Below are 20,816 nucleotides of genomic sequence, written 5' to 3' on the forward strand. Positions count from 1 at the left end.
GCGGCTTCCTATTGCGGGTAGATGCCCGTATTTGTGTGAAGAAATCAGAGTGAATCGAGGGCGGAGCGCAGCTGCTTCATGAAATCGGCCCCGTGTCGATCGTCGAGGGCCTTCTGGGCGCCATCCCAGAGCGGGGCGCCATCGGCCAGAACCTGGCGCCCGGCATCGGAGAGCTGAACCGTCGCCTCGCGCTGGTCCTCGCCGCGCCCGAGCGCGACGAGGCCCATCTTCTCGAGCACGCGGACATTGCGGCCGACGGTCGAACGGTCGAGGTCGACGCGGTGGCCGAGCTCGGTCAGCGTCGCCGGCTCGATGCGGGCGATCGAGCGCATCAGGCTGAACTGCGCGATGTTGACCCCGACCGGCGCGATCGCCTCGTCATAGAAGGCGATCATCCGCCGCGAGGCCGAGCGCAGGGTCGTGCAGATGCAGGGCGAGGACATGAGTGCGGGTATATGCCCGCGATGAGGCGATTGCAAGTCACAATGCGTGCCGGGCTGATCCCTGTTGGCGAGGCCCGTCATGCTCGCCCTTGTGGCGAGCATCCACGTCTCGAACGCTTCGCGCACCCAGTGGGCAAAGGCGCGGATGGTCGGGACAAGCCCGACCATGACGCGGGGAAGGCTGTCGTTAGTTCCTCGCGCCCGGCAGCTTGGGCAGCGGCAGGAAGTCGACGCCTTCCTCGTTCAGCATCTTCGCATCCTCGGCCGTCGCCTCGCCATAGATGGCGCGGCCTTCGCTCTCGCCGTGATGGATCTTCAGCGCCTCCTCGGCGAAGCGCGGCCCGACATGCTCGGCGTTCTTGGCGACATGTTCGTGCAGGGCGGTCAGCATGGCGCGGAAGGCGACTTCCTTCTCGCCCATCAGCGCGACGGGCGCGGGTGTCGCTGGCGCTGGAGCCTCGGCGGCGGGCGTTTCCGCCGGTTCGGCCTGCTCGGGCGGGCGCGGGCCGCGATCCGTGCGCGCGACCGCCGGGGCCATGACGCCGCGCTCGATCTTGATACTGTCGCAGAACGGGCAGGCGACGAGGCCGCGCCTGGCCTGTTCGTCGAAACCGGAGGAGCTGGCGAACCAGCTCTCGAAGCCGTGGCCATTATCGCAGATGAGAGCGTAGCGGATCATGTCTTCTCTGGTCGGGGCGCCACACTGCGCGGCGTGCCGAAGCGTCTCAAGGGCTCAATCAGTTAAAATGGGGCCTGCCGCCTCCGGCGCCAAGCCCGCGGGGCCGCATCATTCGGCCGCGTCGCGCTGCGGGCGCTCGGCCTGCCAGGTCTCGACCGTGAAGGGCCGCGTATGCCGCAGGCTCGGAATCCGGGTGCGGGCATTGGCGACCTCGGCGAGGTCGATCTCGGCGAGGATCACGCCCGGCTCGTTGCCGGCCTCAGCCAGGACCCGGCCCCAGGGATCGACGATGATCGAATGGCCATAGCTCTCGCGGCCATCCTCATGCACGCCGCCCTGCGCGGCCGAGACCATGAAGGCGCCGTTCTCGATCGCCCGCGCCCGCTGCAGCACCTGCCAATGCGCCTCGCCGGTCTGGCGGGTGAAGCAGGCCGGCGCGGTCAGCATGAAGGCGCCGGCTTCCGCTTGCGCCCGGTAGAGATATGGGAAGCGGACATCGTAGCAGATCGACATGCCGACCAGCCCCCAGGGCGTCTCGACCAGGGCCGCCTCGGCGCCGCCGCTGAAGGTGTTCGATTCGCGCCAGGTCTCGCCATTGGGCAGGTCGACATCGAAGAGATGGATCTTGTCGTAGCGCGCGGCGATGTTGCCCTCGGGGTCGATCATATAGGCGCGGTTGGCGATCTTCTCGCCAGCCTTGACCGAGAGCGAGCCGATCTGCAGCCAGATCTTGCGGTCGCGCGCGGTCTCGCGCAGCCCGGCGAGGACGTCATGGGTGTCCTCGGCCTGACAGGTCTCGCGCAGGCGCTTGGTGTCGCGCTCGCAGAGATTGGTGACCTCGGGGGTCTGGACGAACTGCGCGCCCTGGGCGACGGCCTCGCCGATCATCCGCACCGCATCGTCGCGGTTGCGCAGCGGATCGCGACTCGAACGCATCTGGACGCAGGCGGCGATGAAGCGCGTGCCGGACATGGCTCTCTCCGTTCAGGCGGCGAGCAGGGCGTCGAGCTTGCCCTGCGCCTCGAGGGCGTGAAGATCGTCGGAACCGCCGACATGGCTTTCGCCGATGAAGATCTGCGGCACCGAGGTCCGCCCGCCGGCCTTGGCTGTCATCGCCTGGCGCAGCTCCGGCTTGCCGTCGACGCCGATCTCCTCGAAGGCGACGCCCTTCTTGGTCAGCAGGGCCTTGGCGGCATGGCAATAGGGGCACCAGCTCGTGGTGTAGATCGTGACTTGCGGCATCGCTCGGGTCCGGTCGCTGTCTCCAGCCTTCGTATATAGGGCCGGCTCAGCTTTCCGTCACGACCCGGGCGAAGCTCAGCATGTCGACGGCCGTCGCCCCGCCGCGCAGCAAAGCGCGGGCGGCGGCATTGGCGGTCGCACCGGTGGTCAGCACGTCGTCCACCAGCAGGACGCGCCTGCCTTCGAGACGCGGGCGCATCGCCGGCGGCACCTTGAAGGCGCCCTGCAGGTTCTCGCCGCGCTGCGCCCGCGTCAGCCCGACCTGCTGCTTCGTCCGCTTGACGCGGGTGAGCGCCTGGTGCTCGCAGGGCAGGCCGGACTGCCGCGCCACCACCTGCGCCAGCGCAGCCGCCTGGTTGAAGCGGCGCGTCCAGAGGCGGAAGCGATGCAGCGGCACCGGCACGACGAGATCGCATTCCGCGGTCAGCTCATGGCCGGCCTGCGCCATCATCCGGCCGAGCATCAGAGCGAGTTCAAGCCGGTCGCCATATTTCAGCCGGTGTACCAGTTCGCGCGCCGTGCCGTCGAAGCGGCAGGCGGCGCGGGCCCTGGCGAAGACCGGCGGATCGGCGATCGCGGCGGGCGAGACCAGCCCGGCGCCGAGATCGACCTCGAAGGGCGTGCCGAGGCGCTCGCAAAAGGGCCGCTCGATGAAGCCGATTCCCGACCAGCAGGCGGCGCAGAGCCCCTGGGCCTGGTCCGTTGCTGCCCGGCAGGCGATGCAGGATGGTGGATAGATGAGCTCGACCAGTCCCTCCAGTCCGGTGCCGAGCCAGCGCCTGCCGCTGCGGAGCGCCCCGGCGGAGGCGATTGCCATCGTCTTTTGCAGCTTCTGCGGAAGGCTCATCCCCGCGATGCCTCCGCGGCGAATGGATTTTGGCTTTTTGCCGTGCGAGCCTCTCCGGGCATGTCAATTCGCCGGGCGGACCCTATCTCAGAAACGAAGGCGCGGCCCGGCCGGCAAGGCCGGCACGCCGTCTCCCCTCCCGCCGGCCGACCGGCCGCCTCCCGACAAGGACCGCCAAGATGAGTCATTCCGGTGCTTCCGTCAGCGCTTCCTCTGCGAAGCTGTTCACGCCCTTCCAGCTTGGCGATCTCACGCTGAAGAACCGCGTCGTGATGGCGCCGCTCACCCGCAATCGCGCCAGCAAGCATGATGATGCGCCGAATGCGCTGAATGTCGAGTATTACCGCCAGCGCGCCGGTGCCGGGCTGATCATCACCGAGGCGACGCAAATCTCGCAGCAGGGCCAAGGCTATATCTGGACCCCGGGCATCTATCGCGACGCGCATATCGCTGGCTGGAAGGCGGTGACCGACGCTGTCCATGCGCAGGGCGGCGTGATCTTCGCCCAGCTCTGGCATGTCGGCCGGGTCAGCCACAGCGTGCTGCAACCCGGCAACCAGGCGCCGGTCGCGCCGTCTGCCCTGCGGGCCAACACCAAGACCTATATCGAGAGCGGCTTCACCGATGTTTCGGAACCGCGGGCGCTCGCGCTCGACGAGATCCCCGGCATCGTCGCCGACTTCGTCCGGGCGGCTGAGAACGCCAAGGCCGCCGGCTTCGACGGCATCGAGCTGCACGGCGCCCATGGCTATCTGCTCGACCAGTTCCTGCGTGACGGCTCCAACAAGCGCGACGACGCCTATGGCGGCTCGATCGAGAACCGCGCCCGGCTGACGCTGGAGGTGATCGACGCCGTCGCCCAGGTCTTCCCGAAGGGGCGCGTCGGCATCAGGATCTCGCCGGTGAGTCCGGCCAACGATGCCCGCGACCAGCATCCGCAGGAGCTGTTCGGCTATCTCGTCGGCGAGCTCGACAAGCGCGGCATCGGCTTCATCCATGTCGTCGAGGGTGCGACGCGCGAGGCACGCGACTATCTGCCCTTCGACTATCAGGCGCTGCGCAAGGCTTTCCGCGGCGCCTACATCGCCAATAACGGCTTCACCCGCGCGCTCGCCATCGAGGCGGTCGAGAAGGGCGAGGCCGATCTCGTCGCCTTCGGCCGGCTCTTCATCGCCAATCCCGACCTGCCGGAGCGCCTGCGCCGCGACGCGCCGCTGAACACGCCGGATACGGCGACCTTCTATGGCGGCGATGCCAGGGGCTACACCGACTATCCGGCGCTGGCGGGGCCGGCCGGCGCGCCGGCGACCTGAGGTTCACCTCGTCGCCTTCTTTCGACGGCGGCCCTGGAGCCTGTCACCTGCCTGCGGAGGCAAGTCGTCATTCCCGGCGAATCGCTGGCGAGGCGGGCTGTCGACCGGCTCAGGGGCGAGCCTCCATAGGGCGGCACAGGTGCCCAAGCTCGGCCTGCGCGCCCCGGATGACTCGTGGTCAAGGTCCTGAATGATGCGGGGCTGTGGATAAAAGTGCCCGCGCCCCGGCCTGCGAGTACGGCTGCTTTGGGCCGAATGAGCGTATGAAGGCGGGCAAATGCCGGCGTTCCGGCTGCGCGCCCGGGCAGGGCAGGGGGCCCTGGCGCGGAGATGCACGAGGCGGCCGGGGCCTCCGCCCGGGCCTGTGTGAAGCTTTTGTCATCGCGGTGCAGGAAAGGCTTGCAGTGCGGGCAAGGCCCGACTATACGGACGGCCTGCCGCGCTGCTCCCTTCGTCTAGCGGTCTAGGACGTCGCCCTCTCACGGCGAAAACAGGGGTTCGAGTCCCCTAGGGAGCGCCATTTTCGCCGGAAATCCTTGATTTTTCAGCGTTTTTATGCGAGGTTTAGCCTCGCTGCGACGGCTGGTAGGAATTCTGGTAAGAATCCTGGTTAGAATCCGGCGCTCTGGAGGTGCCGGATGGGCCGCATCAACGCCAACGGAAATCCGTTTCTCGTCGAACGCGCTGAAGGCGGTTTCACCTATTTCCGCAACATCCCGCCTGCGCTTCGGGCTGCTGCAGCGGGAGAGGTCGCATTGCCATGGACGGGCGAGCGACGCGCGGTTGGTGGACGTGCCACCATCAAGATCGCACTAGGCACGCGTGACATCGCCCTCGCGCGCAAGCGTTGGTTCGATGTTCACCCGCAAGTCGAGGACATCATCGAAGTCGCGCGCCTTCGGCTGGTCCGATCGAAGCGTCCCGAAACGCCGCGCGCGGTCACTGGCTTGTCCCCGTCGGATATCGAAACGATGGCGAAGCGCTACTACCAGCAGATTCTGAGCCGCGATGATGACGAGGCGTTGAGTGACGACACGCTCGCCGACGAGACGGAGATCGTCCTGGAGGAGGCTGGCTGGTCGAAGTCCGATCCGGGCGCCATCCGGGCGGCGCGGCGAGAAGCGCATGAGCGCGAACTCGGAGCGCTAACGCGCGGCTTGGAGGACATGAAGGCCTTCGACTACGACAGCTCTTCTCTTGTTCCGAGGCTCGCCTCGCTGACCGCCGATGGGCATTCGGAGGCCAGCGCTCGCGCGATCAGGCAGATGCTCGACGATGCTGTCGGAGAGAACGAGGTCGATGCCGTTCTCGCCGAAAACGGCGTGATCATTCCCCGCGTGCATCCCGATCGCCGACGGCTTGTTCTTGCCCTCTTGAGAGCAGGGATGGAAGCCCATCGGGACGTGCTTGCGCGACTGAATGGAAAGCCCGTCCAGACGCCGGTTCCGGTCGAGCCGCTGAAGCTATCCGACCCCGACGAAGGTTCGAAGTTGCGGGATGCCTACGAGGCCTGGAAGCTCCAGCAGAAGCCGGCCGACAAGACAGCAGAGGAATACGGTGTCTATGTCGAGCGTTTCATCGCCATCAACGGCAACCTGCCGATCCGCTCGATCACGAAGAAGCAAGTCCTTGCCTATCGCGACGGGTTGAGCCTCTTCCCGCGGAATGTACCGGCCGACCTCCGGGAGGCCAGTGTCGCAGTCATCCAGGAATGGGCGGCGAAGAACCGGGCGAAGCTTCTGTCGCGGAGCACGATCAACGACAAGGCGATCGGAGCGATTTCAGCGATCCTTGCCATCGCGCTGAATCACGACGAAATCCCGAGCAATCCCTGTGCTGGGACGAAGTTCAAGCTCAAGGAAGGCGAGGTTGTCAAACGCCAACCGTATACCGACCAGGATCTTGAAAAGCTTCTGGCCTCGCCCGTCTTTTCCAAGGGGACGCGCTATTCCGCAGGCGGAGGCGAGGCGCAGAAGTGGCTGCCGCTGATTTCGATGTACAGTGGCGCGCGTCTGGAAGAGATCGGTCAGCTGCGGACGGCGGATATCCGCTGCGAAGACGGAATTCATTACTGCGACATGGAGACGATCGACGATACGCCCGGCCAGGAGACGCGCCGGAAGACCAAGTCGTCGCGGCGCAAGGTCCCGATCCACCAGCGTCTGATTGACCTCGGGTTGCCGACATACGTCGCTGCGCAACGGAAGGCAGGAGCGGTTCGGCTCTTTCCCTTGCTGACGCCGTATCGTGGGAAGATCACGCACGGGTTCAGCAAATGGTGGGGACGCTACGCGCGAAAGTTCGTGCCGGCTGAGGAAAACAAGACCTTTCATAGCTTTCGCCACCGCGTCACCGATCAGTTCCGCAACCAGGCCAAACCGCTCTACGCGGTCATGCAGGAGGTGCTTGGCCACGATGTCTCCGACACGACGAGCGGGTATGGAGCCGGCTTCGATTTGCCAACGCTCAATTCCGCGGTTCAGGCCCTCGATTATGGCCCGAAGGTCGAGAAGGCCCTCAGGGCCATGGCAACCGTCGGCGTTTCGTCGGCTCGACGATAGCGCTAGCGCCGCGCCGACATTCCGCACGTATGCGTCGGCTAGAAGGACCCTTCCTTCTTGATTCCCTGCCCGCGCGACACCCAACTCACATTTCGGGCCGGCGGACCGAGCGTGACATGTCGGTGGATGATGACCTCGATGATCCTGATCAGGCGTCCGCAGGCCCGGCTGGTAGCGCGAGCGGAACGGCGCCGTCAGGAACGCATCATCCTGCAATGGGAGAAGGTTTTCGCCGCAAATGCGCGGCCACTGCGTTGGAAACCAGCGCCCGACGGCGCCAGCCGACCCTTCCGGCAGGAGCGCGCTGCCGATCGGCCTTTTGGAGGGCCGCTTGTCGATAGTCGTCATGATTTGGTCCTTTTCGTGCAGGGTTCCCCCGGGGCATTCCCGTTTCCTTCTTCTCCGTGGCGACTTCGATCAGCGCAGAGCTGCCTTGAGCATGCTGGGCTGCCATCGCACCGGCGATGCAGGATGGCAGGCAAGGCCGAGCGGGTCGCGCGTGCGTCATGAGCGAGTGCGGACACGATAAACGGATTCTTGGGTGCTCTCACGATACAGCAGGCCGCCGCGTGTGCGGCGGGCGACGTGGCGACCAGCCGGGGGCAGCAGCGGTGAGAAAAAAGGACGATCCACCGCCATCCGACCTCGATCTCCTTCGCAAGATCTTGTCACCGACGGGTGCCTTCATTGAGTTGTTTTCCTGGCAGGGAGAGGGCTTTGCCTCCGTTCCCATCGGCGCAGGTCGCCAAGCCTTCGCGGTCGCGTCGCGTGGGTTCAGGGCATGGGTACGCCGAGAATTCCTGCGCGAGCACAAGCGCCATCCATCGCCTCATGCATTGCGGACGGCGATCAATGAAATCGGTGATCATGCAGCCGATGAACCGGAGAAGCGCATTTTTCGCCGTGTCGGTTCAGACGGAAAAGACTGGTTTATCGACCTCGGCAACGAAGCGCGCGACGTCATCGTCATCAGTCAGGGTTTATGGAACCATGCCACGCGAGCACCGGTGCATTTTGCCAGAAGCCGCGCGATGCGCCCCTTTCCCAAGATTCGCAGCCAGGGTGCGGTCAATGGCAATACGAACGAGCTAGATGTCGCTTGTCAGGCTAAGCATCGAGAAGCGTTCAAGGCTTTCAAGGCGCTTCTGAACCTTGATACCGCTGATGATTTTCAGCTTCTCATGACGTGGTGCGTATGCGCGCTCACTCCGGATGGTCCCTATCCAGTCCTGACCGTATGTGGTGATCAAGGCTCTGCAAAATCGACGCTTGTCCGACTGACCCATGAGTTGGTCGATCCAAGCAGCGCGCCTTTGAGATCGCTGCCCTCTTCGGAGAAGGACTTATTTGTCTCGGCCAGCAACGCCCGTCTCCTTGCTTTCGACAATGTCTCGCGCATCTCGGCGCCGATGAGCGACAATCTGTGCAAGATTTCGACGGGCGGAGTTTTCGCGATGCGGCGGGCGAGGACCGACGCCGACGAGGTTTATCTCGAGTTCAAAGCTCCGGTCATCCTAAATGGAATCGGGGATCTTATCCTAAGACCTGATCTCGCCGATCGTGCCCTGGTCATCAACACGACTGCGTTTCCTGAGGGTGGCCGCCGCGATACCGCATCCGTCAACAAGGCCTTTTCTGCTCTTGCACCAAGATTGACGGAGGCCCTGCTGGATCTTCTCGCTTTTGCGCGTCGCAAGTTCTTGAGCGAGGAGTTCGGTGAATGGAGCCCGGGCCCCCTGCCGCGCATGGCTGAATTCGCGATGCTCGGTATCGCGATCGAGGATCTTTTCGGCGGGCCTGGAAGCTTCATGAACGCCTATGACAAAAATAGGCAGACTGCGGCGGACGAACTTGCCGAGCTGGATCCGATCCTGCTGACCATCCTCGAACTGTGGGACGAGAATAAAAACTGCTGGAGCGGAACGATGCAGGAGCTCCAAGCCGAAATCGCCCGACGCCTGAAAGCCTCGGGTTCGCGCCTTCCCGTTCCCACCGGTCTCGCCCAGATCTCAAGCCATGTGAAGCGGATCAAGCCGATCCTCATCGCCAAGAAGATCAACGTCGCGTTTCACCGAGCCAAAACCAAAGACCGGCGGCGCACGCTCCATTTGTTTTAGCTTCTGGCAAAAATCGTGGGTCAGCCATTCTCAGCCTCGTTCGGACGATCCCGGACGGTGATTTCACTGCTGGCCCAGGTAGCGTCCGCAATCACCCCTGCTTGAATCTATCGAACGAGCTTCGGAGGCGGAGGTCGCTCAAGCTTCGAAAAGGCTGCGAAAGGTCAGCCGTTGCTGGAATGGGCCGCCGATGCCGGCACTCGCTCGAGGAGAGCTGACTTCGTGATCCGAGCCGTTCAAATCAGGCGATATTGCCCAGCGGGTCCTTGCCGGACGCTGCGGACGCTGCGGACGGCGAAATCAAGAAAAAGGTCTCATTCAAATTTTCCTGCGCCCATCCCGCGAGAAGCTCCTGACTGCGATATGGGGGCGACCCGTGGGACTCCCGGGGTGCGACGAGCCCGCGCGATCACCCCGGACCTACCACGGTCCTCTGAGCTTGTTCTCGCGACAGAACAGCGAGGGAGCGCGTTCCTGTCGGCCAGATATGAGACAGGTCGATTATTGGCCTATTCGGCTGCCCTGGTTCGGGTGGAATCTCGGTCGCAGCTGTTGCTCCGTCCTCCTGCTCCGAGCACGCGAACGGACCGTCACGGCTCTCCCTGCGCCCCGCCACGCTCCAGCGCGCGCTCTGCGGGCTCCCACGCCCCAACACGCCGGGCAGCCCCTCGGGCCCTGCGTGCCGGATGCCGCTTGCGCCCTACCAGGCGGTGCTTCGGCTCGAACGGCGCGTGTCGCACGAAGGCATGGTCTGCGTCGGCGGCAATTTCTACAGTGTGCCGGATACGACGGGGCGCCGCGTTCTCGACGTTCACGTGCTCGCCGATTCCATCCGCATCTTCGAGGACGGCGCGCTCATCGCCTGTCACGCCCCGCTCGAAGGGCGCGGCGAAAAGCGGTTCGATCCCACGCACCGCAAAAATCCGGCTCTGCCGCGCCGACGGCCAAGCGAGGCCAGCCCGCCCCTGATCCTGCGCGCTGGCGATCGTGCCGCGCGTCGCTCGCTCGACTTCTACGAAGCGGTCGGGCGGCGGCTCGCCCAGGGAGGCGCGCTATGAGCGCCCTCTCAAGCCGGCCGGCGCCGCGCCGGCGCTCATCGATCGCGTCAAGCGCAATCTCGTCGGCCTCAAAATGCCGCGCGCCCTGGAAATCCTCGACGTCACGCTACGCGGCATCGAGCGCGGTGAGACGACCGCGCTGGAAGCGATCGACATCCTGCTCGCCGAGGAACTGACCCTGCGCGAGAACCGGCGCATCAAAATAGCCATGCAGATGGCCCGCCTGTCGGCGGTCAAGACGCTGGCTGGCTTCGACTTCTCCTTCCAGCCCTCGCTCGACAGGAACCGCATCATGGCGCTCGCCGAGCTGCAGTTCATCGATCGCGCCGAAGCCGTCCATCTGATCGGCCCGCCCGGCACCGGTAAAACCCATCTCAGCCTGGCGCTGGGCGTCGAGGCGGTCAACCCCGTGTTTTCTCTCCAGCGTGATGTGAACTGGATCTTTGAGGACTTCTGGAAACGGTTCGATCAGCCGTTCGCGGCGTTCCGGCACTGGGCTCCTGATGGTCCGAGAACCGATGTTGCCGAAACGCAAAGCGCACTGGAGATCTCGATTGAACTTCCGGGCATTGACCAGAAGGAGATCGACGTTTCGCTCACCAACAATACCCTCACCATCAAAGGCGAGAAGAGGAGTAATCGCGAGGAGAGCAACAGAGGTTATTACCTATCGGAACGCTCCTACGGCTCGTTCTATCGCTCGATCCCCCTGCCGGGGGTCTCGACACGGACAAGGCCAGCGCCGAATTCAAGAACGGCGTCCTGATCGTGACACTGCCAAAAACACAGGAGGCGTTGTCGCAGGTGAAGAAGATCGCGGTGAAAGCGGCTAGGAGGCACTCCATGCGGCGGATCTCAGACCGCCGCATTTCGAACGGCGAAGGTGACGCAAGGCTGTCGTCAAGCTCGCTTGGTGTGAGGTCATCTTCACCTGTCCGGACATGATCAGGCGGTCGCGACCAGCCTCCTTGGCGAAATACGCACCCGATCGGCCGCTTCGACCAATGATCCAAAGCCTTTGACAGCGGTAGGATCGCCGGCATCTTTATCGCGGCGTTCGCCGCCTGGCTGTTCAAGCTGATCCGCGAAAAGCTCGGGCTCGACATCGAGGCGCGGCATCGCGAGGCATTGCTGACCGCGCTGACGCGGGGGGCGGGCCTCCTGATCGGGCGCCTTGGCTCCGGCGCGCTGGCGGCCCGGCGGCCCGTCGACGGCCCCGGATCGCCGAAGGCTTCACCTACGTGCAGCAGGCCGTTCCCGATGCCGTCGCGCGCTTCGGGCTCGATCCGGACGCCATCGCCGAGAAGCTCGCTGCGAAGATCGGTGTCGTTGCCGCCGGCGCCACTCGCGGCTGAGGAGCGCGCCCGTGGATATTTCCGGCCTGCCGGTGGTTCTGCTCAATGCAGGGCCATTGGGCGCCGTCGTGCTCTGGCTGCTCTGGGACCCGCCCGGATAAAGAGATCGCATCCGCCATCGCCTCGCGGGCTGTCTGAGTTTCGATGTTGGCGCTGTCGCGCGGAACTTTGCGCCCGCCAGTAAATTTTCTCCCGGATCTTGGGAGGATGGTGTGGAGACTGGGGCGCTACTCATCGGCATCGCTCTCTTCGGTCTGGCCGTTATTACAAAGCGCTGGCCGTACTAAAAACCGTCGCATGAGCACGCCAATTAGGCGGTCTCGCTAACGCGGGACGGGGCTTTGTCTCGTTTGTAGATGGCGCGTGGCAACGAGGCACCGCGGCTCGCAATTGGGACCAGTGAGCGTTCCCGCCAGCTCATAGGGCGCGCAAGTGGAGGAACCCGTCGCTGGGAGCATCCGCCGATGCATGTCGTCGAGCCTGCGATCAAACAGCGCGCCAGCGATCCAAAATCTCGCTGGTTGGGGCAACCGCAATCTGTTGGCTGAAGCGCGCGCGAAAGAGTCCCAGCAGGGCGTCGTGTCCCACATCCGAGTAGCTGCATACAGCGTCCGTCGCGATCACGACTTTGAAACCATGGTCGACCGCGCTTAACGCTGTCGAGAGCACGCAAACGTCGGTCTCGGCGCCTGACAGAATGACTGTGTCGGCCGACCGGTCACGGAGATGAGCGAGTAATCTACGGCTTGCAAATGCCGAGTAGACGGGCTTGTCGAACACATGGGCGGGCGGCGCGTACCGAGCCAGTTCTGGGACGAGCTCTAGCAGGTCCGCTTGGAGCCGATCACGCGTCGTGTGTGGCCAGCGGTCATAGAAATCGCGCCAGGCTCCGACCGCGTGGTCCATGGTCGAAGGCGTGATGAACCGTGTGAAAATGGTGGCTTGCGGATGGCGCTCCACCAAGGCGACACACTGCGGCAGCACACGAGCCATCCATGGCGTGGGCCACGGTCCTTCCGGACCGAACAGCCTCTGCATGTCGACGCACAAATGAACAGTACGTGTTGTCAGTTCAGGAAGACAGTCGCCCACAAGCTCTTTTCCAAAACGGCAACCTGGCCTCGCGAAAGCGGATCAGGGAAGAAGACAACTGAAGTCACATTGAGCCAGTACGGCGGCCCCGTCACTCGATCAGGTAACGCCCGGGACGTTGCAGTCCGGTTGGCTGCGCGCTCGCTTTGCTCGACGCTCGTAGTCGTCGCGGATTGTCGCGAGCTTCTCTTCGTCGAGTTCTTCGAGATCCATGAGCTCCTCACGAGCTCCTTCGACCTTTGAAAGCAATTCGTCGAGTTTGATCTGCATCGCCGCAGTGTCGCGGTTCTGGCTGTTTTGGATCACGAACACCATCAGGAACGTCACGATTGTGGTCGAGGTATTGATGACAAGCTGCCAGGTGTCGTTGAAGCCAAAGAACGGGCCGGAAAGAGCCCAAGCGACGACGATTCCGAGCGCCGCAAAGAAGGTGCCAGGCTTGCCCGAGTAGCGCGCAACGTTTTGAGAAAGCCGGGTGAAGAAGGAAGAATTTCCAAGATCGGAAATCGGGTCTGATTGGTCGGGCATGGTTGCCTCGGAGTGGGAAAGGGTGGCTCCGACGCGCCGCCGAAACCACCCGTAAATCAGGCCGCCTTGGCCTGAGCCTGCTTGTTGATCTTGCTCTCGCCGAGCTGGGACAGCGTCTGGTCCGTCTTCATCTCCTCGGTGAGCGTCTGGTCCAGAAGTTTGGCGGCGTTCGCCATTCCCAGTTGCTGGGCCCAGGCCTTCAGTGTGCCGTAACGAGAAATCTCGTAGTGCTCCACAGCCTGCGCCGAAGCGAGAAGGCCAGCGTCGAGGGCGGGGCTGCCTTCGAACTCCTCGATGATCGACTTGCCCTCTTCGATGATACCGAGGATGGCGTCGCAGGTTTTGCCGCGCGGTGCCTTGCCGACGATCTCGAACACATCGGCCAGGCGCTCGACATGCATTTCTGTCTCATCCCGGTGCTTTTCGAACGCCTGCTTCAGTTCCGGCGCCGTCGCTGCCTTAGCCATTTTCGGCAAGGCCTTCAGGATCTGCTTCTCCGCGTAATAGATGTCCTTGAGCGTATCGAGGAAGAGGTCATTCAGGGTCTTGGGGTCGTTCGCCATCGTCAGTCTCCTATGGTGGACCGTGCCGATGAAACCGGTGTGTCAGCGGCATGTTCCAGCCCAAGTTCGTCGCTGGCTCGAGGTCGTTGTATCGCAACTCGCCGAAGCTCCTAAAAGCCTGGGAACGCTTGTCGGCTTGTGACGTTCGGAACCATGGCGGGGGCCATCCGCAGGAGAACGTCATGAAAGCCCTCTGCTGGCACGGCAAGAGCGATATCCGCTGCGAAACGGTGCCTGATCCGCAGATCCAGGATGCCGGCGACGTGGTGATCAAGGTCACCGCGTGCGCGATCTGCGGGTCCGACCTTCACGTCTACGATGGCTATACGCCGAGCATGGAAGCCGGGGACGTTCTGGGTCATGAGACCATGGGCGAGGTCGTCGAGATTGGAAGCGGTGTTCGCAACCTCAAGGTCGGCGATCGGGTGGTCGTGCCTTTCAATATCGCCTGCGGTGACTGCTTCTTTTGTCGCAAGCAGCTGTTCTCGCTCTGTGACCGCTCCAACCCGAATGCCGACGAAGCCAGGAAGGCGATGGGGCAGTCACCTGCCGGCCTGTTCGGCTACTCGCACATGCTGGGTGGCTTCCCAGGTGGGCAGGCGGAGTTCCTGCGAGTGCCGTACGCCGATGTCGGTCCTATCAAGGTCCCGACAGGCATCCCTGATGAGCAGGTGCTTTTTCTCTCGGATATCTTCCCGACCGGCTACATGGCGGCGGAGAATGCCGAAATCGAGGAGGGAGACACAGTCGCCGTCTGGGGCTGCGGGCCCGTCGGCCAGTTCGCGATCCAGTCAGCCTGGATGTTCGGTGCAGGCCGAGTCATCGCCATCGACAACGTGCCTGAGCGCTTGGCCCTGGCTGCCTCTAAGGGGCGAGCTGAGATCGTCAACTCCGATGACGGCCCGGTCTACGACAGGCTTATGGAAATGACGGCGGGGCGTGGTCCGGATCGCTGCATCGAAGCAGTTGGTGCCGAGGCGCACGGCAGCGGATCATTCGATGCCATCGTCGACAAGATCAAGGCTGCAACCTATCTCGCGACCGATCGTCCGCATGCGCTCCGGGAGGCAATGATGTGCTGCCGAAAGGGCGGAACGATCTCCATGCCCGGCGTCTATTTCGGTTATCTCGACAAGATGCCGATGGGCGCTTTCATGAACAAGGGCCTGACGCTCAAAACTGGTCAGACGCATACGCACCGCTACCTCGCGCCGCTGCTCGAGAAGATCACCTCCGGCGAAATCGACCCTTCCTTTGTCATCACGCACCGTGCCGGGCTGGAGGACGGCCCGGGCCTCTACAAGACATTTCGCGACAAGGAGGACGGCTGCATCAAAGTCGTTCTCACCCCGTGAGCGAAAGACAGGCAATTGGAAAGCTCACCCTGGTTACCGGCGCGTGGCCAGGATCCAGCCCGGCCACGACATCGTGGGCCTCAAGGCGTGGGCTTAGCCGCATTGTTCCAGTCCGTGCGCCCGGTCCCTGACGACGGGGCCGGGCCTTTGCGTTAGCGGGCGCCGTGCGAGCTTCCGCGCCGGCTGCTGATGAAAGCTGCGACGTCGGGCGCGAGGATGTCGCGTCGTTCCGCCCATGAAGCGAAGAGCCCTCGCGCTGTCTCAGTTTCGATGTCGCCACGAACGGCTGCCAGACAGCCTTTCAGTGCCAGCGAATAAACAACGTCGCGCTGCGAAGCAGGCCAGTCGGTCAGGAACATGTAGGCCTCCATCGCCGATGAAACTGCGGTGGGAACGCCGAACTGGGTCAGCACCACGACAGGACGCTCGAATTGATCTGACGGAAGTGCCAAGGTCGTATCCTCCTGTAGTAACATGGATGCGATTGCCGCAGCAGGGCAGGAGCTCCGGGCTGCAGCGCCGGAAGATTTATGGGCAATGGCAGTCGGTTCAAGGGGCAGCCGGCGGCTGCCGAGCGTCTTGCTGACGTCCTAGAGAGCCCCTCGCGAATGCAGGCCGGCCTAAGCGGCTCCGAGTGGCTCGGCGCCGCTTCGTCAAGGGCCCCCGAAGGACAGCACCGCTAGAGTCCCGAGGATGAGGGCAAGAGTGCCCAGCCATAGCGATGCGGGAAGCGACATGGGCGGGACTCGACAAAGGAATGGGCGGCTGACAACGCGGGTATCTCAAGAGAGTTCCGCTGCGCCGATTGTGCGTCCCTGGCGACCTTGCCCTGGACTCGAGCCAGGGACCTGAGGATATGCAATCCCCCGCGTTTCCATTCCGCCACAAGGTCGAAGAGACGCGACCGCGCCTCACGCCGCGAACGCAGCAGCTCCGGTGAATGCCATGCTCCCAGCATGCGCTCGCAAGTTGCTGTTGGCAAGGAAAGCCCAAAGCCAACCGATCCCAAGTGGAACCTTTTACATTGATTCTAAGTTGTGGCGCCAACTGGGGAGCAACGGGAGTTCAAGTCATGAAGAAGATCATTCTTGCTGCCGCAATCGCCTTGGCTCCGATGGCGGCTTACGCTCAGAACCCCTCGGGAGCCCAGGGTGGCGCGGCCGGCGGCGCAGCTGCTGGCGCAGTTGGCGGTGCGGTTGTCGGCGGCCCGGTAGGCGCTGTTGTGGGCGGCGTCGGGGGCGCCGTTGTCGGAGGCATCATCGGCGACAACACTCCGCGCTTCAAAACCTATGTGACCGAGCAGCGCGTCCCATCCTACACATACAGCGAAGAAGTTCGGGTCGGCGCCGTGCTGCCCGAGCGTGGCGTCACTTACCGTGAAGTGCCGGCTGAGTATGGCGTGAAGGATTACCGCTATACCGTCGTCAACAACCGCACGGTCCTGGTCGAGCCGAAGACTCGCAAGATCGTCCAGGTCATCGAGTAAGCAGGGCAAGCCAAAAGGCCCGGTCTCGCTCACGCGGGGCCGGGCCTTTTTTGTTTCCAGCTGCAGGAACCGGATACGGCCATCGGCATTTTCCCCGGAGTTGATGGGAGGTGCCGATGCCGCTGTACCGGTTTGCTGTGAACGACGAGCACCATGTCGATCTGACTGACCCTATTGAACACCCGAGCGACGCGGTTGCAGTGAGAGACGCTCACCGCGCGCTGGCCGAGCTGGTTGCAGATCTGCCTGAGGCGGCTCAGGCCGAATTCCGGATTGCGGTCCAAGATCCCTCGGGGACGGTCATCTATCAGGCCTCTGTCACCTTTCGAGGCGAGGCGGCCGCCGATATCAAGGCACGTGGTTTGAACGGCGGATCAGCCAAGTAATCGCCCTGCGCTCCGCGGTCTGCGACCCTTCGCCGCCATTCTGCCTTCGCAGTTGAAGTTACGCTGCGGCTGTCGCGTAGACACCGTGATCTTTCCAGAAACATGGGTGCGAAGTGTGGACTGTCTTGGCGGTCATTTGCGGGATGTTGGCTGTGGCCGCCACGTCTTGGTGGGCCTCCAGACGCTGGCCTCTGTAAGCCGCACGGCCTCTTGAAAACGAGGGGAGCCGGCATCTTATTATGGCCGCAATCTCAAACAGTGCCCTGTGAAGGAGGAGGGTGGGATGCCTTTCAGTTCGTTGCGAGACCCGGTCGATATTGCTCGGGCGTTGGCCGCTTGGGAAGCCGCCTGGGCAAGGGTTCAGAACGAGCAGATTGTGATGCTGGGGTCGGAGGAGGCCGAGCGAACCAGGCTCAAGTTCATCGTCGCTTCCCTTGCGCCGGTGGCGCTAGACGAGCAGGATCTCGTGGAGCGTGCCATTGATCACTTTCGGCAAAAAGCTACCAGCGACGGGGTTGTCGCGGAGAACCGGCAGTCAGACTCTATGGTGTGAAGGCCTGCGTGTGCTCATCTTGCGGCGTCCCAGGGGCTTGGGCGTGGCGTAGGGGTCGCTGGAAAGCTGCTCCAGCAACTGTCTCCATAGATCCCTTGCCGATGCGTTCTGTTTGAGCATGCGCGGTTGTCTCAACAGCGTGTAGTTGGAAGAGGGGGCTGCAATCGCCGCTCCAGAGACTCACCCGGGCGGTGCTTCTAATTGAAGGGGTGCGCAGCAGTCGATGATCGTCCAGCCGCGACCCGAAGTGGCCATAGGCCGACATGATCGCATCTAAAGCTCTTCCGCGCGCGGAGCAGACCTGAACTCGGCTCCAAGATCATTTGATGACGGGCTCAACCGCCTCTTCTTTTGTGGAGGCGGGTGCGGTGGCGGGCTTCGCCCCGACCGGCTTGACGATCAGGTTCAGGCTGGCGTCGCCGCAAGCACAGCAGAGCTGCTCCTTCGGCTTGTACTCCGGTGTGACCCAAAGCAGCTCCAAGCAGTTCGCGCATTCGAAATGCGCCGCGAACGCCTTGTAGGCGTCGACCACGTGTTGAAAGTCCTCGCGCGTCAGGTCGGCCCAGGGATTGTAGTGGACGCCGGCGTTTAGCTGCCACTGGTCCACTTTGGCTGCCTCCCTTGCGGCGGTGAAGGCGGAGGCCCGCTCTCCGATGGCGGTCACCACCTCCTGCTTGTTCCACGAGTTGGCTGAAGCCTTGGCCTTCTTGTAGGCGTCGGTCAGGGCGTTGGCGGCGCCGGTGATCAGGTCACCGAAGCCGAAGTTGCCGTCGCCCCGGTATTCGACGACGCCGCGCAGCCGGTGGCACATCTCCCCGGCGAAGTGTTCGAGATGGTGGCGTAGCGCCGCCGCCGCCGGCTGGACGTCCCCCTGCGCTAGATGGGCGTCGATCTCCTCCCAAATTCCGGCGTCCGTCCACTCGGCCGGGCCCGTCGCGACGCTCCAGTGCTTGAAGTGAGCGAAGCTCTTTCCCTTGATCAGGCCCTCGGCCTTCATATGCCGCAGCCACACCTCGTCGTGGGTGGTCAGAATAAACTGGGTATTTGGAAAGCGCTTCTTGAGAAGCGCGCACACCTCCCGGCGATGCCCCCGGTCGACCGACATCAAAACATCGTCGAGGACCGCGAACGTGAAGTTGGGGCCGAGCAGATGACTCATCAGCGCCAGGTACAGGCAGAGTCCCATACCGTCTTGGTGGCCTTCGCTGTGGAAGGCGCCGGGCGGGAACTGGCCGCGCCCATAGAAGTCCACATTGAAGCCGAGCTTGCCGAGCGAGGGCAGCAACTGGGCCGTGAATTTGCCCTCATCAGGCTTGTTGATCTCGCGGTAGAGGTCAGAGAACGTGCTCTCGACATCGGCGTAGATCGCCTCCAGGGCCGCCGTCGTAGAGGCACCGTAGGTCTCATAGACCCGGGCCGCCAGCGTGGCATTGGCTTTAGCGATCTCGTGCGCCGCTTTCGCTTCCCGATAGGCCGTCAACCGCGCCTGGGAGTTCAGCAGGAACGTCCGCGCCCCGACCTCAGCGTTTGGTTCGGGCACTGCCTTGATGGCGGCCTCGACCGCACCGAGGTCCGCGGCGAGCGGCGCCGTGTCGAACCCGGTCTCGACGATCGCAAGCGTGTCCTCAAGGGGCAGCAGCTTGCTGAGCTGCTGATATCGGCCGCCCAGGAGAACTCTGAACTCGGCCAAGTCCTTGAGTTCGAGCTTCGGCTCGAACATCGCCCCATATGGGAGGATCGTTCGGATTGCCGATCCCGCAGCGGTGATCACGTCGAGCAGAGGCGCGATCTCCGCCTCGATCGCCTTCCGCTGCTGGGCAACCTCGGATAGATGATCGAGCTTGCCTTTCAGGTGGGCCGTGAAGTGGTCGGGCGTCTGTGGCGTGTCGCAAACCGGGCATTGCTCGTCATCGTAAAGATCGAGCGCCGTCTTCAGCAGCGTCTCGCGCTTGACCTCGTTGGCGGCGTCGGCGTCGCCAGATAGCGCCAATGTTGCATCGGCGACCTTGGCTCGCCGGGCGTTAACCTCGTCGCTGCCCAAGGTTGTCAGAGCGCTGCGTAGCGTCGCCAAGTCCGCGGCGGCCTGCGCCTTGGGAACCTTCTGCACCACCCCGTCGCCTTCGGCCTTGAGACCGTCCGCCAGGTCCGTGGTCGCCGTAACGTCATCAAGCGGGATCAGGCCGAGCAGGGCGCGTTTGGCGTTGGCCGCGCCCAGCATGGCCGTCCTGCTGAGACTCTCGATCCCAAGGGCATCGAGCAGCGGCTGCGTCGCCGTCCGCACGGCGCGCTCAGCCGGCGCCACGTCCTTGCCGCAGGCGTTGTTTATCTTATTGAGTACGCCGCGCAGCTTCTCGACATCGCTGAGGCGCAGCAACGCTTGAACCTCGTCTGACCGGTCCCCGGGCTCCGCGATGATGTAGCGGATCAGCTCGCGCCGCGACAAAACGAATTCGGGATGGAGCTTGACATCGGCGAAGGCGGCCAGGACGTCAGCGTCGCCCGGCTCAATGGTCGGCACCGTGGACGCCTTAACCGTGCGAGTGATTGACGCTTTCTTGCCTAGCGACGGCAGGCTCACGTCGAGCCGGACCCACGCCTCCTCGGGCTTCTTAACGTAATCGACGTGCGGCCCATGCTGCTTGACCGACAGCTCCTTGGTGCCGCGACCGGACAGGCGAGAGAGATTGCCGGTTAGGGCGAATTCGATCGCGTCGACGATGCCGCTCTTGCCAGTGCCGTTCGGCCCGCACGCCGCGAAGTTCTCTCCCTTGGGCTCCAACTCCAGCTCGATGATCCCGCGGAACTTGCGGATGGTGATCTTGTCGATGCGGATCATGTCGCATCCGGGAAAAGGATCGCGCGGATGGCGGGCTCTGCCATGACCCCCTCGCCGAGAATGAGCGCGCGCAGCTTGCCGGCTTTGTCTTTGAGGTCTTCGGTCTTTTCGAGTTCGTCGAAGAACGCGCCCAGCACGCCGCTCGCCACGGTAGCCACGGGCGCTGCGTCGCCGGCGTGGGGCGCTTGTTCTTGCGCAGGCTCCGCCTTTTGCTGGGTATCGTTTGACATTCCTTCCTCTTCAAAACCGTCCTACTATAATGGGCTCATTACCCAATCTAGGTCGAGGCCTCAGTTCACGCTTGGATAACAGCTTCCGTCCACCAACCGCCCCGAGATGCCGGCGATGCCCGCAAATGGATCTTCTTCCTGCTCCAGCTTGCCACTGACCCTTCTTGAGCCC

21 protein-coding genes, 2 tRNA genes and 1 pseudogene are annotated in these 20,816 nt (G+C 63.6%); 11 read left to right on the forward strand and 13 right to left on the reverse strand.

Annotation, left to right across the window (positions count from 1 at the left end; genetic code table 11):
• Positions 1-44: 44 nt before the first annotated feature.
• The 5 genes from AC3RCC_RS06560 to AC3RCC_RS06580 all read right to left on the reverse strand — a co-directional run bounded on the left by AC3RCC_RS06560 (position 45) and on the right by AC3RCC_RS06580 (position 3,211).
• Positions 45-443: a MarR family winged helix-turn-helix transcriptional regulator gene (locus AC3RCC_RS06560; RefSeq protein ID WP_492257973.1), complete on the reverse strand. Its 399-nt coding sequence runs from the start codon at positions 441-443 to the stop codon at positions 45-47.
• A gap of 187 nt (positions 444-630) precedes the next feature.
• A complete protein-coding gene (locus tag AC3RCC_RS06565) occupies positions 631-1,122 on the reverse strand; it encodes a DUF1178 family protein (protein WP_492257974.1) in 492 nt (163 codons plus the stop codon).
• A gap of 108 nt (positions 1,123-1,230) precedes the next feature.
• A complete protein-coding gene (locus AC3RCC_RS06570) occupies positions 1,231-2,094 on the reverse strand; it encodes a carbon-nitrogen hydrolase family protein (RefSeq protein WP_492257975.1) in 864 nt (287 codons plus the stop codon).
• Positions 2,095-2,106: 12 nt separating this feature from the next.
• Complete coding sequence (grxC, locus tag AC3RCC_RS06575) at positions 2,107-2,364, reverse strand: glutaredoxin 3 (RefSeq protein ID WP_291645647.1); 258 nt, start codon at positions 2,362-2,364, stop codon at positions 2,107-2,109.
• Positions 2,365-2,410: 46 nt separating this feature from the next.
• A complete protein-coding gene (locus AC3RCC_RS06580) occupies positions 2,411-3,211 on the reverse strand; it encodes a ComF family protein (protein WP_492257976.1) in 801 nt (266 codons plus the stop codon).
• Between the two features lie 179 nt (positions 3,212-3,390).
• Between AC3RCC_RS06580 and AC3RCC_RS06585 the strand changes: the two genes are divergently transcribed.
• The 7 genes and pseudogenes from AC3RCC_RS06585 (at position 3,391) to AC3RCC_RS06615 (ending at position 11,205) form a co-directional block, all read left to right on the forward strand.
• Positions 3,391-4,524 carry an alkene reductase gene (locus AC3RCC_RS06585; protein ID WP_492257977.1) on the forward strand — a complete coding sequence of 378 codons (1,134 nt, stop codon included), beginning with the start codon at positions 3,391-3,393 and terminating at the stop codon, positions 4,522-4,524.
• 444 nt (positions 4,525-4,968) lie between these two features.
• Positions 4,969-5,044: transfer RNA gene (locus AC3RCC_RS06590), tRNA-Glu, on the forward strand.
• 118 nt (positions 5,045-5,162) lie between these two features.
• Complete coding sequence (locus AC3RCC_RS06595) at positions 5,163-7,085, forward strand: site-specific integrase (protein WP_291645644.1); 1,923 nt, start codon at positions 5,163-5,165, stop codon at positions 7,083-7,085.
• 611 nt (positions 7,086-7,696) lie between these two features.
• The gene (locus AC3RCC_RS06600) at positions 7,697-9,202 is read left to right on the forward strand and encodes an AICE element replication initiation protein (RefSeq protein ID WP_492257978.1); all 1,506 of its coding nucleotides are present in this window, start codon (positions 7,697-7,699) and stop codon (positions 9,200-9,202) included.
• A gap of 710 nt (positions 9,203-9,912) precedes the next feature.
• Positions 9,913-10,093 (forward strand): annotated as a pseudogene (locus AC3RCC_RS06605) (Mu transposase domain-containing protein); the annotation flags it as partial.
• 240 nt (positions 10,094-10,333) lie between these two features.
• The gene (locus tag AC3RCC_RS06610) at positions 10,334-11,026 is read left to right on the forward strand and encodes an ATP-binding protein (RefSeq protein ID WP_492258759.1); all 693 of its coding nucleotides are present in this window, start codon (positions 10,334-10,336) and stop codon (positions 11,024-11,026) included.
• Between the two features lie 2 nt (positions 11,027-11,028).
• Positions 11,029-11,205 carry a hypothetical protein gene (locus AC3RCC_RS06615; RefSeq protein WP_365879376.1) on the forward strand — a complete coding sequence of 59 codons (177 nt, stop codon included), beginning with the start codon at positions 11,029-11,031 and terminating at the stop codon, positions 11,203-11,205.
• Here AC3RCC_RS06615 and AC3RCC_RS06620 read toward each other — a convergent pair whose 3' ends face one another.
• From AC3RCC_RS06620 to AC3RCC_RS06635, 4 genes are all read right to left on the reverse strand, one after another.
• Positions 11,206-11,379 carry a hypothetical protein gene (locus AC3RCC_RS06620; RefSeq protein ID WP_291645632.1) on the reverse strand — a complete coding sequence of 58 codons (174 nt, stop codon included), beginning with the start codon at positions 11,377-11,379 and terminating at the stop codon, positions 11,206-11,208.
• 722 nt (positions 11,380-12,101) lie between these two features.
• Positions 12,102-12,653, reverse strand: coding sequence for a cysteine hydrolase family protein (locus AC3RCC_RS06625; RefSeq protein ID WP_492257979.1), 552 nt, complete (start codon positions 12,651-12,653; stop codon positions 12,102-12,104).
• A gap of 153 nt (positions 12,654-12,806) precedes the next feature.
• Complete coding sequence (locus AC3RCC_RS06630) at positions 12,807-13,235, reverse strand: low affinity iron permease family protein (RefSeq protein ID WP_291645631.1); 429 nt, start codon at positions 13,233-13,235, stop codon at positions 12,807-12,809.
• A gap of 56 nt (positions 13,236-13,291) precedes the next feature.
• Complete coding sequence (locus AC3RCC_RS06635; protein ID WP_291642680.1) at positions 13,292-13,798, reverse strand: YciE/YciF ferroxidase family protein; 507 nt, start codon at positions 13,796-13,798, stop codon at positions 13,292-13,294.
• Positions 13,799-13,980: 182 nt separating this feature from the next.
• Here AC3RCC_RS06635 and AC3RCC_RS06640 point away from each other — a divergent pair, with 182 nt between their 5' ends.
• Positions 13,981-15,153 carry a zinc-dependent alcohol dehydrogenase gene (locus AC3RCC_RS06640; RefSeq protein ID WP_291645630.1) on the forward strand — a complete coding sequence of 391 codons (1,173 nt, stop codon included), beginning with the start codon at positions 13,981-13,983 and terminating at the stop codon, positions 15,151-15,153.
• Between the two features lie 152 nt (positions 15,154-15,305).
• On the opposite strand, the gene AC3RCC_RS06645 is transcribed toward AC3RCC_RS06640, so the two are convergent.
• Together AC3RCC_RS06645 and AC3RCC_RS06650 are read right to left on the reverse strand one after the other, a co-directional pair.
• Positions 15,306-15,605, reverse strand: a complete 300-nt coding sequence (locus tag AC3RCC_RS06645; RefSeq protein WP_291645629.1) for a DUF982 domain-containing protein — start codon at positions 15,603-15,605, stop codon at positions 15,306-15,308.
• A gap of 364 nt (positions 15,606-15,969) precedes the next feature.
• A tRNA-Cys gene (locus AC3RCC_RS06650) sits at positions 15,970-16,045 on the reverse strand.
• 180 nt (positions 16,046-16,225) lie between these two features.
• Here AC3RCC_RS06650 and AC3RCC_RS06655 point away from each other — a divergent pair.
• The 3 genes from AC3RCC_RS06655 to AC3RCC_RS06665 all read left to right on the forward strand — a co-directional run bounded on the left by AC3RCC_RS06655 (position 16,226) and on the right by AC3RCC_RS06665 (position 17,578).
• Positions 16,226-16,639 (forward strand): DUF1236 domain-containing protein, encoded by a 414-nt coding sequence (locus AC3RCC_RS06655; RefSeq protein ID WP_291645628.1) that lies wholly within the window; start codon positions 16,226-16,228, stop codon positions 16,637-16,639.
• Between the two features lie 116 nt (positions 16,640-16,755).
• A complete protein-coding gene (locus AC3RCC_RS06660; RefSeq protein ID WP_291645627.1) occupies positions 16,756-17,025 on the forward strand; it encodes a DUF6894 family protein in 270 nt (89 codons plus the stop codon).
• 283 nt (positions 17,026-17,308) lie between these two features.
• A complete protein-coding gene (locus AC3RCC_RS06665; RefSeq protein WP_291645626.1) occupies positions 17,309-17,578 on the forward strand; it encodes a hypothetical protein in 270 nt (89 codons plus the stop codon).
• Between the two features lie 319 nt (positions 17,579-17,897).
• Here AC3RCC_RS06665 and AC3RCC_RS06670 read toward each other — a convergent pair whose 3' ends face one another.
• Both AC3RCC_RS06670 and AC3RCC_RS06675 read right to left on the reverse strand, forming a co-directional pair.
• Positions 17,898-20,414 carry an ATP-binding protein gene (locus AC3RCC_RS06670; protein WP_291645625.1) on the reverse strand — a complete coding sequence of 839 codons (2,517 nt, stop codon included), beginning with the start codon at positions 20,412-20,414 and terminating at the stop codon, positions 17,898-17,900.
• Positions 20,411-20,644: a hypothetical protein gene (locus tag AC3RCC_RS06675; protein ID WP_291645624.1), complete on the reverse strand. Its 234-nt coding sequence runs from the start codon at positions 20,642-20,644 to the stop codon at positions 20,411-20,413. Before AC3RCC_RS06675 ends, AC3RCC_RS06670 begins: the two co-directional genes overlap by 4 nt.
• Between the last annotated feature and the right edge of the window lie 172 nt (positions 20,645-20,816).

The sequence above is a fragment of the Allobosea sp. GW823-FHT01F03 genome (assembly GCF_058798075.1).